This is a genomic window from Leptospira kobayashii, from assembly GCF_003114835.2.
GTDB lineage: Bacteria > Spirochaetota > Leptospiria > Leptospirales > Leptospiraceae > Leptospira_A > Leptospira_A kobayashii.
The window spans coordinates 1,242,264-1,254,399 of the sequence record NZ_AP025028.1 but is presented as its reverse complement, the minus strand read 5'-3'; the positions used below and the strand labels follow the sequence as shown (position 1 = coordinate 1,254,399).

At 40.4% G+C, this 12,136-nt stretch carries 13 protein-coding genes; 5 read left to right on the top strand and 8 right to left on the bottom strand.

Annotation, left to right across the window (positions count from 1 at the left end):
- Positions 1–9: 9 nt before the first annotated feature.
- Positions 10–1,059, bottom strand: a complete 1,050-nt coding sequence (locus DI077_RS05525) for a DsbA family protein (RefSeq protein WP_109018418.1) — start codon at positions 1,057–1,059, stop codon at positions 10–12.
- A gap of 177 nt (positions 1,060–1,236) precedes the next feature.
- On the opposite strand from DI077_RS05525, the gene DI077_RS05520 reads away from it, so the two are divergent.
- Both DI077_RS05520 and DI077_RS05515 read left to right on the top strand, forming a co-directional pair.
- Complete coding sequence (locus tag DI077_RS05520; RefSeq protein WP_109018417.1) at positions 1,237–1,554, top strand: hypothetical protein; 318 nt, start codon at positions 1,237–1,239, stop codon at positions 1,552–1,554.
- Between the two features lie 6 nt (positions 1,555–1,560).
- The gene (locus tag DI077_RS05515; protein WP_109018416.1) at positions 1,561–2,202 is read left to right on the top strand and encodes a hypothetical protein; all 642 of its coding nucleotides are present in this window, start codon (positions 1,561–1,563) and stop codon (positions 2,200–2,202) included.
- 8 nt (positions 2,203–2,210) lie between these two features.
- Here DI077_RS05515 and thrB read toward each other — a convergent pair whose 3' ends face one another.
- Entirely contained in the window at positions 2,211–3,164 is a 954-nt protein-coding gene (gene thrB, locus DI077_RS05510; RefSeq protein ID WP_109018415.1) for a homoserine kinase, read from the bottom strand.
- 432 nt (positions 3,165–3,596) lie between these two features.
- On the opposite strand from thrB, the gene DI077_RS05505 reads away from it, so the two are divergent.
- Entirely contained in the window at positions 3,597–4,469 is an 873-nt protein-coding gene (locus tag DI077_RS05505) for an LIC_13029 family protein (protein WP_135354815.1), read from the top strand.
- A 4-nt stretch (positions 4,470–4,473) separates the two neighbouring features.
- Here the strand turns inward: DI077_RS05505 and DI077_RS05500 are convergent, their stop codons facing one another.
- The 5 genes from DI077_RS05500 to DI077_RS05480 form a co-directional block, all read right to left on the bottom strand.
- On the bottom strand, positions 4,474–5,658 hold the full coding sequence (locus DI077_RS05500; RefSeq protein ID WP_109018412.1) for an acyl-CoA dehydrogenase family protein: 1,185 nt from the start codon (positions 5,656–5,658) through the stop codon (positions 4,474–4,476).
- A gap of 64 nt (positions 5,659–5,722) precedes the next feature.
- On the bottom strand, positions 5,723–6,181 hold the full coding sequence (locus DI077_RS05495) for a GNAT family N-acetyltransferase (protein ID WP_109018411.1): 459 nt from the start codon (positions 6,179–6,181) through the stop codon (positions 5,723–5,725).
- A gap of 3 nt (positions 6,182–6,184) precedes the next feature.
- Positions 6,185–6,859: an arsenical resistance protein ArsH gene (gene arsH / locus DI077_RS05490; protein ID WP_109018410.1), complete on the bottom strand. Its 675-nt coding sequence runs from the start codon at positions 6,857–6,859 to the stop codon at positions 6,185–6,187.
- A gap of 15 nt (positions 6,860–6,874) precedes the next feature.
- A complete protein-coding gene (locus DI077_RS05485; RefSeq protein ID WP_109018409.1) occupies positions 6,875–7,303 on the bottom strand; it encodes an arsenate reductase ArsC in 429 nt (142 codons plus the stop codon).
- The gene (locus DI077_RS05480; RefSeq protein ID WP_109018480.1) at positions 7,303–7,647 is read right to left on the bottom strand and encodes an ArsR/SmtB family transcription factor; all 345 of its coding nucleotides are present in this window, start codon (positions 7,645–7,647) and stop codon (positions 7,303–7,305) included. Before DI077_RS05480 ends, DI077_RS05485 begins: the two co-directional genes overlap by 1 nt.
- A gap of 110 nt (positions 7,648–7,757) precedes the next feature.
- On the opposite strand from DI077_RS05480, the gene DI077_RS05475 reads away from it, so the two are divergent.
- Both DI077_RS05475 and DI077_RS05470 read left to right on the top strand, forming a co-directional pair.
- Positions 7,758–9,041: a tetratricopeptide repeat protein gene (locus DI077_RS05475; RefSeq protein WP_109018408.1), complete on the top strand. Its 1,284-nt coding sequence runs from the start codon at positions 7,758–7,760 to the stop codon at positions 9,039–9,041.
- 268 nt (positions 9,042–9,309) lie between these two features.
- Positions 9,310–10,773, top strand: coding sequence for an HD-GYP domain-containing protein (locus tag DI077_RS05470; RefSeq protein WP_167837059.1), 1,464 nt, complete (start codon positions 9,310–9,312; stop codon positions 10,771–10,773).
- Here the strand turns inward: DI077_RS05470 and DI077_RS05465 are convergent.
- A complete protein-coding gene (locus DI077_RS05465) occupies positions 10,770–12,116 on the bottom strand; it encodes an adenylate/guanylate cyclase domain-containing protein (protein ID WP_167837058.1) in 1,347 nt (448 codons plus the stop codon). The genes DI077_RS05470 and DI077_RS05465 overlap by 4 nt on opposite strands.
- Positions 12,117–12,136: the final 20 nt, after the last annotated feature.

The following is a 12,136-nucleotide window of genomic DNA, read 5'->3' as shown; positions in this document are numbered from 1 at the left end:
TTCTCCTGATTAGTTTTTTAATTCTTTTTCAATGATCTCTTCGAAGCTTTCATAAGGAAGAGCTCCGGAAACGAAAATGCCGTTGATGAAGAAAGCGGGAGTTCCGCTTACACCTACTTTTTGACCGTCCTGGATATCTTTGTTTATCTCGGCTTGAAGTTTGTCTTTATCATTCATACAAGCTTGGTATTTCGATTTGTCAACACCCGCTTTGGTTACCAAAAAATCCACGTTAGACGCAGAAAGATTTCCCGAGTTTTCAAAAAGGATAGGGAATACTTCCCAATATTTTCCTTGAGAGAGGGAACAGTTTGCCGCCATATGAGCATACATCGCATCTTGGTGAAAAGGAAGAGGAAAGTCGCGGAATACCCAACGAATCTGATCTTTGTATTTTTCACGAAGCCTTCTGTTTACATCTTGGCTGCGTTTGCAATAAGGACATTCAAAATCGGAAAATTCAACAATAGTGATTTTTGCTTTTTCAGCACCGATCGAAGGATTGTTTTCCGTATCAACCGTCACACGAACTACGTCCGGTTCTTTGATCAAAAAATCCACCGGATATTTTTGAACGATTTCTTTGTATACATTACGACTATGTTCTTGCTCTTGTTGGTTTTTTAAGAGACCTACGATTTGATCTTTTGCCTGAGCAAGAGATTTTCCGCCCAACTGCGCCTTATACGTGTTATATATATCGGCTATTTCCTGGTCGGTAGGTTCTTTCGGGACAAACCCTTGTTTCAAAACATCTGCCGCCGGAATGTTTTTTTCCGCCCCAACGATTTCAAAAAGTTTGTCTTGAGCAAACTCAGCAAGAGTGTTTTTGATTAGATTTGCGTAATCGGTTTGGTATTTTGAATATGCAATCGGAGACGTTTTTTTAACATCTGTTATATCATATTTTTTGCCACCAATCGAGACGGCATCTTGGTTGAATTTTGCCTGGATGAACGAAGGGATTGAAACCCCTGCGAGCACGGCCAATACTACGATCGCACCCACTGCCAATTTGGAGAAGGGTTGTTCGATCCATTTTTGAATACTATTTTCCATCAAAACCAGCTTCTTAGCGCCAAATTCCGAGAGCAAACCGAAAAATTTTTAAATCACGCACCCGGGAATCCGTAAAAAAATGCGATTTTTCTCAATTCATTTTGGGGTTTACCGATGATCTAATTGGGAGAAAAGGAATTCTCTCCTGCGAAGACTATCAAACGGAGGTTTGGGCATATGAATATTACACCCGTTCCAGCGGCTGTCCCCCAAATTCTACCCTCCCATCTGGGAAAACAGAGTGGAGAGGAAGGTCCCCCGGTTCCCCAAGAACAAAGTTTACCTTTGGTCGCGGAAACCAAAAAAGACAAAAAAGAGGAAAAGGTTCCCGAAGTCAAATTGGATGATTTGCTTATGAAACCGACCCCCCTTCCTTTGGAAGAGAGATTGAGTCAAATCATCTCTGCGGAAGAAGTAAAGGATTTGCTTTCTCTTGTTACGAGAAGCCCTGCACTGAACAAAGACGATGAACACAAAGTTGATGTAAAAAGGTAATCCGACCTGGTTCCTCTTCTCATTGCGATCCAGGATAGTTTTTTAGTTATCCTAGGTTGTGTTTTGATTCTTTCTATTTTAGGCTTCCTGGCCGTACTATATACTCAATTTATTTTACCCATTATTTCCAGACAGGATTCGGATCGTTTTAATCCCGCTCACACAGGAGACCATTACGATTTGGTTGTGGATGAGTCCACAAGATTCGCTCAATTTACAATCGGCTGTAAGTCGGGAAATATCGCAACCAGGTGTAATGCGATTTCCGAAGATCAGCTGATCTTTCAATTTAAAAAAGCAAAAGATAGCGAAGATTATTCGATTACCGTTCTCAGAAACGGCCCTACTTTCTACAAACCTCCCCGCATGGAGATTTATCATAAGATGGAATCGAAGGAAACATTCGATTCTTATGAGATCATCGGACATCCCGTAGAATTCAGAATTTCGGACAAGATTGTAAAGGAAAGGATGGCGAATTTTATTGAGATAGCGCTGACTTCTTCGTTTTACTTCAATAAACTGGGAAAAGAAAGGATGAGATTCACTTTTACCATAGGCAAAATACAGCCGGGTATCAACCGTAAGGTGAGACTCAGAGGGGATATTTATGCGTTCGGGAAAGAGGAAGACGAGGATTCGGAATAAACGGGTTTCTAAAAGCTGGAGATCTTCGTTCCTAAATGATCCGCTTGGATTTTTTGAAACGAATAGGAAATCGATAATTCCTTCATCTTTGTTTCTATTTGTTTTTGCAACTTGGGAAAAATATTCGAAGTATGTTTTCTTTCCGTAAATAAAAGCAAACTAGGTCCTGAGCCGGACAGACAATACCCGATTCTTTCCTGTTCCAATACTTCCGTGATGGGCTTCAGGGGAGAATTTTCATAGATCCTGTAAGGAGTATGCATCTTATCTTCCAAAGCAACCAAAAGATCACTAAACTTTCGTTTGTCGAGAAAATGCATCCAAGCTCCGATTCTGGATAGATTGAAAATCACATCAGCAGTCGGATACTGCGCCGGTAAAGTTTTGCGGGACTCTTCCGTAGAAATATGCAAATGGGGAGTCAGTATGAATAAGGAAACCGAGGACGGGAATTTTTTTCTGAAGTAACGAAGTGGTTCTTTGTTTATGGAATAGGCAAATACAAGCCCTCCCAAATAAGCAGGCAATGTATTGTCCGGGTGTCCTTCCCATTCCGCTAAAAACTGCAAAAATTCTTTTTCCGTAGGAATCGAGATTTTGGTTTCTTTTCTTTTATGGACTTCCCGCGCCACACACAAACCGGCAACAATGGCGGAAGCGCTGGAACCCAAGCCCCCTTTCAAGGGAAGAGAGAGTGCCATCTTACAATGATATGTTGGAATCTCTACGTTCGGGAGAAAATGTTGGAAGTAATCTTCGTAGGCTTCCCGAACCAGGTCTTCTTTGGAGGAAAAAGGAAGCGGTTCTCCGTTTTTTTGAACGATTGAGTATCCTTTTTCCTTCGGAAAGGTGAATTCAAAATCATTATAGATCTTCAAAGCCATTCCCATCAAATCGAAACCCGGTCCAAGATTGGCGCTAGTTCCGGGAACCCGAATTTTAATTTTTGGGATGTGAGTCATTGCTTCCGCCCAGGGTTTTATTTCTAAGAGTAAAATCAACCTCTCTTTGCTTAAAGAAAAAGAAGACCCTTAAATAGAGGAGAATTTGCAGAAAGGAAAATAAGGGCAAAGTGGTTTGCAATTTATATTCCCCGCCCGAATCAGGGTGGGGAACTAGACCCGCCACCCAATGCGTTCTCCTTACCATACCCCCTTTTGGTTGTAAACTGAAGCTGTGGATTTGATAAATTTTATTCGAAAAAGTTCGCCTTTTTGACCTCTCTCCTCCCGCACTGAACCGATTGTAGTTATGTTCCATAACTTTTGCCTTTCCCGGCACGGCTGGCACGAGTTATGCAAAATGTATGGGAAAAGGACAGAAATGGAAAATGTCCCGAAAAACATAGAGGCGATGCTCATAAAAAAAGCAAATTGCCATTTAGGAACACAGATATGGTTTCAGAATCTCTCAAACAAATAGATCCGGCCACTTTATTATGGAAAGCAATCTCGAGACAAAATGAATTTCAGGCGGGCAATCTCAGGCTAAATCCGGAAATTACCATCAGAACTTTCAAAAACCAGGCAAAACGATACCTTCAGTCCGAAAGATATGAATTCACAGTTGCAATGAAGGAATTACTCAAACCGATCGCAACTCTAGACAACGAAAAAGTGGAATATTTGATTTTTAGAATTTATGAATCTTTTTACAGAGAACTGCATTACTGGGAAGATCCCAGATCCAGATTTTCCATCGATATCGTATTTCAATTTATCGAGTTTCTATGTACGGAAGGACCGAAAGAAGACCTGGCAACCGTTTTACAAAGAGAAACCAGTTTGAATAAAAAGGAAGTTGAGTCCATCATCACTCACATAAAAGTCTTTAATAAGTTAGGTGCTTATTTTACAAAGTCCCCTTCTCTGAAAAAAACAATTGAAAACGGAGAACCCATCCTCACAACCATTGCCGCCGCACATACGGAAGTGACCTGGCTTGCTTTGGAATCCATGTTTTATCTTTTGGTTGCACAACATGCTTTGGCGAGCAAATATTCCTGCGAATCCTTGTTACGCGGTTGGATGACGGAATACGGATTTGATGAAAACCAATACGCGGTCGTTGCGAACTACTTTCCACCGGGAACATCCCTTCATGACTTCAGAGGAAATTACACGAGTGCTCTCAGGACTCTACACGGCCTCGCGAATAAGGAAAAACCGGATTACGATTTGTTATTATTGAGATCAATCGGAAACTATTTCAGTTCTTGGATTGTAAGGGTAGCCCACCAGATGGAGGCAGGCTACCAGGCGGCTTAAAAAATCAGCCGCCCCACATTTTTTTCAAATCGGAAGCTATGTTTTTTTGCATGGCTTCGTTGGTTCCACCGCCGATAGAAAGTAAAATCGCATCCCTGTGAAGTCTTTCCACGGGATACTCGCGGCAATAACCATATCCACCTAATACTTGTATTGCGTTTCTGGAGACCCGTTCCGCCATTTGGGTTGCTACTAGTTTTGCAGATGCTGCTCCGAGTGAATTTCTCACTTCGGGAGAAAGTCCCGATGCCACTTGATAGACAAGTGCCCGCGCCGCAGAATAATCCGCATACGACTCGGAAATCAATCTTTGAATCTGTCCGAATTCGATCAATTTTTTGCCAAATGCTTCTCTGTGGCGAACCGAATAATCACACATGATATCGATGCATCTGCGTGCGATCCCGATGGATTGGGCGGCAAGAGTCACTCTTTCGATTTCCAAGTTACGCATCATATGAGTAATGGCGGAATTTTCATCTCCTAGAAGATTTTCCACAGGAACTTCCATGTCTTCAAACACAAGCTGGGTCGTCGGAGAAGAACGCATCCCCATCTTCTCTTCTTTTTTTCCTACCGAAAAACCTTTGTAAGACGACTCGATAACAAAGCTGGTCATCTTCTTCGCATTTTTATCAAGTTTGGTATAAAGTAAAAAAACCTGTCCGATGGAACCGTTCGTAATGTACTGTTTCACACCATTGATCACATAACGATCCCCTTTTTTAACGGCGTGAGTGGTCATGCCCAGAACATCCGTCCCTGCACCTGGCTCCGTCATACCCATACCACCGATCCACTCCGCAGAAATCACCTTATCCAAATATCTCTTTCTTTGATCCGCATTGGAGCTGTGGTAAAAATTATTAACGAATAATACTTCGTGAGCTAAATAGGAAAGAGTAAAACCCGGATCAAAACGGGACATCTCTTCGTGAATGATAACGGCAGCAACGGCATCCAGTCCGTGTCCTCCGTCCTTTTCCGGGACAGTGATTCCGAAAATTCCAAGCTCGGCACCCAGTTTTTTAAACAAACCGGTGTTAAATGTTTCGTGCTCATCGTGTTCTTTTGCCTGTTCGTCCATTTCTTTTTCCGCGAAACCGGAAACAGATTCGCGTAAAGATAAATGGGCATCTGTGGGATTGAAAAGGTCAATCTGGTGGGAAGTAGAATTCGAAGCGATCATATTCAGAAAGTCTTAAACCAATTCCTTACTCTGTAAAGGAAAAAAGTGACAAAAGGTCCTTTATTTAATTCTTTAAACCGACAAAATAATGATAAAACTCATTATCTTTTTCGAACCCGTTTCTTTCATAAACACTTTGTGCTTGTTTGTTATCTGCGGCGGTAGACAACCCCAACCCTTTTGCTTTGATCTGTTTTCCGTATCTTTTTGCAGCATTGATGAGAAGCTGGGCGATCCCTTTTTTTCTATATGCTTCCAGAACATAAAGATCGTTGAGAATCAAAGAACGTTCTATGGAGAGAGAAGAGAAAACAGGATAAAGCTGCGTAAAACCCACGATTTTATCTTTTTCTGAATCTATTACAATGAGTATCACGGATTCTCTATGTTCGAATCGTTCGAATAAAAAAGCTTTAGCGGCGGGTAAATCCGACTTTTGTTTGTAAAAAATCCTGTAGAGATCGAATATCTCCGTCAACTGGTCCAAGTCTTCTATGGTTGCGTGTCTTGTATCGTATGTCATATGTTAAATCATTTTCTCTTTTCGTTCGCTATATCTGTCTACCAAATAACCGGAAATATCGCGAGTCATATAAGTGAACTTAATTAATTCCTCCATCACGTCGACGAGGCGGTCTCTATAACTTGACTCTTTCATCGTTCCGTTTTCATGAAACTCATTGAAGGCCTTTGCCACCGAAGATTGATTCGGTATGGTAATCATCCGCATCCATCTTCCTAAAATTCTCATATTATTCACAGCATTGAAACTTTGTGAACCGCCTGATACCTGCAATACTGCCAACGTCTTACCTTGCGTCGGACGAACTGCTCCCATGCTAAGAGGAATCCAATCGATCATCGTCTTCATAAGTCCCGTCATATTTCCATGCATCTCCGGAGAAGACCAAACCTGGCCTTCCGACCATTGGCTTAAATTTCTAAGTTCGATCACTTTCGGATGTTTCGCAGATCTATCACCATCATAAACCGGAATTCCATCCGGATCGAATATTTGAATTTCCGCACCGAAGTATTCCAAAATCCGTTTCGATTCCTCGGCTAACAGACGTGAATAGGATCTGGAACGAAGAGATCCGTAAAGAATTAAAATCCTCGGCTTATGTAAAGAATGATTGATTTGTTTTGGAAATTCTCCGAATGTATGATTTTCCAAATACTGTGTTAATGATTGATTCAATTTAAAATTTCCAACCTATTCCATTTTTATATTTTCTTTTACAAACTTTTCGCAATATTTTCGGATTTCTTCGCGAACAGCACGAAATTCATTTAGTATTTCTTTATCGTTCCCTGTTGCTTTCGCAGGATCGGAAAAGTTTTGATGGAATCGGATTGCATTGGAAGGGAAATAAGGACAATTTTCCTTTGCATGATCACAAACAGTGATGACGTAATCAAACTCGATTTCCTTGTATTCATTGATATGATTCGAAGTATGATGCGAGATATCTATACCTGCTTCTTTCATAATCAAAACCGCCTTCGGATTCACACCGTGGGTTTCAATCCCCGCGCTATAAATATTCGCATTCTCACCGGAATAATACTTAAGCCAACCTTCGGCTATCTGACTTCTGCAACTATTTCCGGTACAAAGTACAAGTATATTTTTGATTTTCATCAACAACAGTTCCTCTTCGTTCTTGGTTTGTGTTTCTTTAAGCCCGCAAAAAAATCTTTCGCATTCTCTTGAAATTCTTCCAAAACGGGCCAATTGATACAATAACAGGATTTTTTACCTTCGACTTCACCGGTAATCAATCCGATCTCTTTTAATTCCTTCAGATGTTGGGAGACGGTAGCTTGTGCAAGCGGCAGAACGTCTACAATTTCACCGCAGATACATGCTTCCCTTTGGGCGATCGTTTGCAAAATCGCAATCCTTGCTGGATGTGAAATCGCTTTGGCAAAAAGAGAAAGCGTTTGGAAGGTTTCATCGAACTCTTCCTTTTTGTTAACAGACATATTGTATATCGTAATTATACGATAATAAAAAGCAAATAAAAAATCCTCAAAGTAATTTCTTGACAAAGAAAAGAATAGAAATATCTAATTTCCACCCACAGGAAACGAGTATGAAATTCAAATTACCTCCCCGTTCTTATCTCAAAATAATATTCATTTTTATACTAATGATCACTGTACCGAATTCGGCGCGTGATTCTTTAAAATCCGCACTTTTACTGAACGAAGGCATCGAATTATCCAAAGGCGGAAACCTAAAAGAAGGGATTTCGAAAATGACGGAATCATTGAAAGAAGACGATACCAATGCGGCCGCTTATTCCTGGAGAGGAGTCACCTACTATCAAAATAAAGAATACGAGAAAGCTTTAAAAGATTATTTAAAAGCTAACGAGCTGGATCCCGGAAAAGAATCCCATCTAGGCTGGATAGCGAGCATTTACGATGCATTAGGTGACAAAGACAATGCAAAAAAATACAGAGAACAAAGTGCCAATCCGCCTAAGACTCCTCCTGTAAAATTACTTCCTTTGGAAAAAATAGAAGGAGACTATCTAAAATCAGGACTCGCCTATTTCAACGAATTTCAAAAATCCATCGGAGGTAAACCTACAAAGCTTGATACTGCATTGAATAATGCAGCAAAAAAACATGCCGAATACCTTTATCAAAATCATTTCGGGGAAATGATCACCACACAATGGCATAACGAAGAAAAAGGAAAGCCGGGCTACATAGGAAAAGCACCGGAAGATCAGGCAAAAGTTTTCGGGTTCAAATCTTCACCAGGTTATTTTACGGGGAACACAATGGGAGGTTTTAATAATTACGATCTGTTTTCCACACCGGAATATTTGTTTCGCCACCTTGCCAATACATTGTATCACAGGGGTCTTGTGGTGGCGCCTAACTTCGAATCCATAGGACTTTATAGATGGAAAAAGGGAGAGACTAGCATGCTCGTATACTTTATGTCATACGAGTTCTCTCCGGAAAAAGACAAATTGATGCACTATCCGGGAAGCGGACAAACGGACATTCCTCCTATGATGTTTCCTGAAATCCCTCACCCGGTTCCGGGAGACGATTCTTTGGGTTTTCCCGTAACAGTACAACTTTTTTCAAAAGATTACGAAAATCATCTGAGCATTACCGAAGCAAATATCAAAGATGAAAATGGAGAGGACATTCCCAGTTATCTGTTGGATCCATCCAGCCCGGACCAAGTAGGTTCCATGATGAAGACATTCAAAATGGCGGGACTCATCCCCAAAGATCCGTTAGATACAAATAAAAAATATACGGTTTATATGAAACTTGCGGATCGCAAAAAACAGATTGTTTTTGAAAAGGAATGGAGTTTCACAACTGCCAAAGATACGAACTTCTTTTGAAATAAATTTACCAAACTGTTTTTCAACACTAGTTAAAGCCACTAGTATATATACTAGCTTTCGTAGATTGAATGTACAATCGAGGAGCTTGATTTCTTCGATTGACAACAAATACTTTTCAAAATTGTAAATTTATTTTACACGGCTATCGTTATAATTTCCATAGCAAGGGAAGCAATTCCATTCGCTTTATGTTTACGATCTTACAAGAAAACATATTTAGGGATTTGCCTTAAGGGCAATATTGCCAACAAACGGAGATTATATCTTGAACGGCCCAAACCAAGTCTCTAAAGACAAGCTCGCCAAATTCGAGTTAACCGAAGAATCTTTAAACAGTTTCCGTAAAAACAACAGCATACCTCTCGATCTATACAATAAAGACGGCCAGATACTTATTCATAAAAAAAGAAATCCAACCGTGGACGATTTCGGCAAATTACTTAAGTTCGAATTGCAGGGAGTTTACTTTTTAGTTTCAGAATTAAACAAAGGAAGATCTGCAAGTAAACTTGCGGAATTAAGCAAGTCACAAACGGTCAAATTATTCGATCAGGAAAAAACAGCGAAGTTTGCAAAACAATCCGCGGCACTGATCGAAGACCTTCGAAAAACATCCTTCTCATCCGATCAGGCCATTATGGTTGATCGTTCCATTAACGAAATACTTACCGACTTCACAAGCAATCCCGATTTCGAATCGGGCATATTCAACATTCTGGAAATTTTAAGCGTTGCTGGTGTTCCTTTGGAATCGGAACTGATGACAAAAAGAACGATCGTTGCAATGGGTATGAAGGTAAGAACGAAAAAAATAGTTGAAGATAGCAATAAAAAACCGGACAAGAAAGATCACCTAACATTAATGATGGCAAGTTATTTGGCCGATGTGGGTTATACTAAACTGGACGTGAAGGAACATCCCAAATTGTCCAAGGAAGATTACGCAATCGTCCAACAACATCCTATCATCAGTTATCTGATGACATTGAGTGCTCCCGAAATTTCCACAGACGTAAGAACCCTTATTTTGAACCATCACAGACCTTATCGTAGCAACGGAGTGAACAATAATTTTCCCGATACAAGAACCATTTTCACCAAACTGATGTCAGTTCGTGACAAGTACAATAAGGAAATTGGAAAGGAAAGAATTGTAAACGATATCGAAAGACAACTCCATCTGCAGGAAAATAACGTATCCTCAAGCAGCAGGGAAGAGGATATCGCGATTCTTTCTTTGGCAAGCGAATATGCCTCTTTGACTTCCGACCAAGCTTGGAGACCCGCATTCAAATCCTCCACAGCATTAAAAATGATTTTGAACGACTCGTTTTTTTCCTACAGCAATAAAAATATCCGTCATTTACTCGATTATGTGGGTTCCAGTCTGACCAATAACCAAAATATCATCAATGTGGGCGACTTTATCATCACTGCAGCGATGGATTCGGAAAAACATGTCCATTTTGATATTTGCGAAGTATTGGAAGTGGATCGGTTTCAAACCAGACCGAAATTGCAGAGAATTTGTACGATCAAACCCATATTCAAAAAATCAAATAAGTATAAGATTGCAGACTTTGATTTGAATCAGATCAGAATCGATAAGAGGAAAGCGATCATTGATCTTTCCCACACAGCAGGTTCCACAAGAGTGATTTATATCATAGACAAGGAACTCAACGAACCGCTGTTTAATGCGGTCTATAAGATGAACAAAGCGAGCTAAACCTCTTCCGACCACTTATAAAGATTTACCTGTTTTTCTTTTCCGGCAAGTAAGATCGATTCCGTTTGTCGGAAATCATCCGGTCTCCCTATTTCCTCCCAAACCTCTTCCGAAATCAGCAAATGAGCGGAAACTCTTTTGCATGCGGACTCGATTCGCGAAGCGGTATTGACAGTATCACCGATCACAGTATACTCCATTCTTTCTTCGGTTCCTATATTTCCTGCAAACACTTCTCCTGTATGAATTCCGATTCCTATCTCAATTCCCGGTTTTCCTTCCGACTCCCTTTCTAAATTGAATTTTTTTAGCTCAGCTAACATTCCCTTGGCGGCAAGCACTGCGTTTTTGGAATCCAATCCGGGAACTCCCGCAGGCAAAGGAGTTCCGAACGTAGCCATCACAGCATCTCCTATGAATTTATCCAGAGTTCCTCCGAAATGAAACACAGCCTTTGTCATTCCCGACCTGTATCCCGTTAGGAACGTGGATAAATCCTGCGGGTCCATAGATTCGGACATCTTTGTAAAATTTCTGATATCTGAAAAAAGTACGGTCACCTTTTGTCTTCTTCCGCTTTGAATCACATCCGGCTGTGAAGTGATTTCTTCCACAAGGTCGGGAGAAAAATAACGGGCAAGGGATGTTTTTTGCGCTTCTGCATTTGCCAAACGTTTGAGCATCAAAATCGTTCTGTAAATTCCGTAGGAAAGACAAATTGCCAAAGAAAAGTATATGATCGGACGAGTCACAATCGCATCGGTAACAATCAACTCATCTCCTAAAACGTATTTGTACCAATCGTTTCCGATAGGAGATCCGATATGAAAGGTGTAAGCCAGAAAAATACAATGTGCGAAGAAAAAACAAAGAAAGGAAAACAATACCAATCGAATCCTAAATTGAAACATGGACAAAGCAAGAGGCAAAAGATAAAAAGAATAAACGGGATTTTTTAAAATAAAATTAGGGTTCCCTTCTCCTTTTAAAAGATGCCAATTCAAGATTGTGATGGACACCAGAAAATTATCAAAGAATATACTAATATACTCATACTTTTTCACCCAATACTCGTATTGACATCTCAAAATATAAGCATGAATGTAAGTGTTTACAAAATAGAAAAACAAAGCTCCGAAATTGACCGCATAACCCCAAACCGTATCTATGTTCGGAAGATTTGCGATAATACTCACTGTCATGGCCGCACCGATCAAATAACGGAACTGGTTTGCAACCTTGGCACCGTTTCTTTCTTCTTCCTCCAAAAGCACAATCATGGTAGGACTGAGTTTATTTTTAAAACTAAGCTTAAGGTCGATTTTTTTCCAAAACGATGTCATATTCCCCATTCATAAGATGA

What these genes read in the sequence shown, in the direction of transcription:
- DI077_RS05480 (WP_109018480.1), bottom strand. Translation starts at nt 7,647, where the DNA reads ATGTCTGTTAACAAAAAGGAAGAGTTCGATGAAACCTTCCAAACGCTT.
- DI077_RS05505 (WP_135354815.1), top strand. Translation starts at nt 3,597, where the DNA reads ATGGTTTCAGAATCTCTCAAACAAATAGATCCGGCCACTTTATTATGG.
- thrB (WP_109018415.1), bottom strand. Translation starts at nt 3,164, where the DNA reads ATGACTCACATCCCAAAAATTAAAATTCGGGTTCCCGGAACTAGCGCC.
- DI077_RS05475 (WP_109018408.1), top strand. Translation starts at nt 7,758, where the DNA reads ATGAAATTCAAATTACCTCCCCGTTCTTATCTCAAAATAATATTCATT.
- DI077_RS05500 (WP_109018412.1), bottom strand. Translation starts at nt 5,658, where the DNA reads ATGATCGCTTCGAATTCTACTTCCCACCAGATTGACCTTTTCAATCCC.
- DI077_RS05465 (WP_167837058.1), bottom strand. Translation starts at nt 12,116, where the DNA reads ATGACATCGTTTTGGAAAAAAATCGACCTTAAGCTTAGTTTTAAAAAT.
- DI077_RS05520 (WP_109018417.1), top strand. Translation starts at nt 1,237, where the DNA reads ATGAATATTACACCCGTTCCAGCGGCTGTCCCCCAAATTCTACCCTCC.
- DI077_RS05525 (WP_109018418.1), bottom strand. Translation starts at nt 1,059, where the DNA reads ATGGAAAATAGTATTCAAAAATGGATCGAACAACCCTTCTCCAAATTG.
- DI077_RS05495 (WP_109018411.1), bottom strand. Translation starts at nt 6,181, where the DNA reads ATGACATACGATACAAGACACGCAACCATAGAAGACTTGGACCAGTTG.
- DI077_RS05485 (WP_109018409.1), bottom strand. Translation starts at nt 7,303, where the DNA reads ATGAAAATCAAAAATATACTTGTACTTTGTACCGGAAATAGTTGCAGA.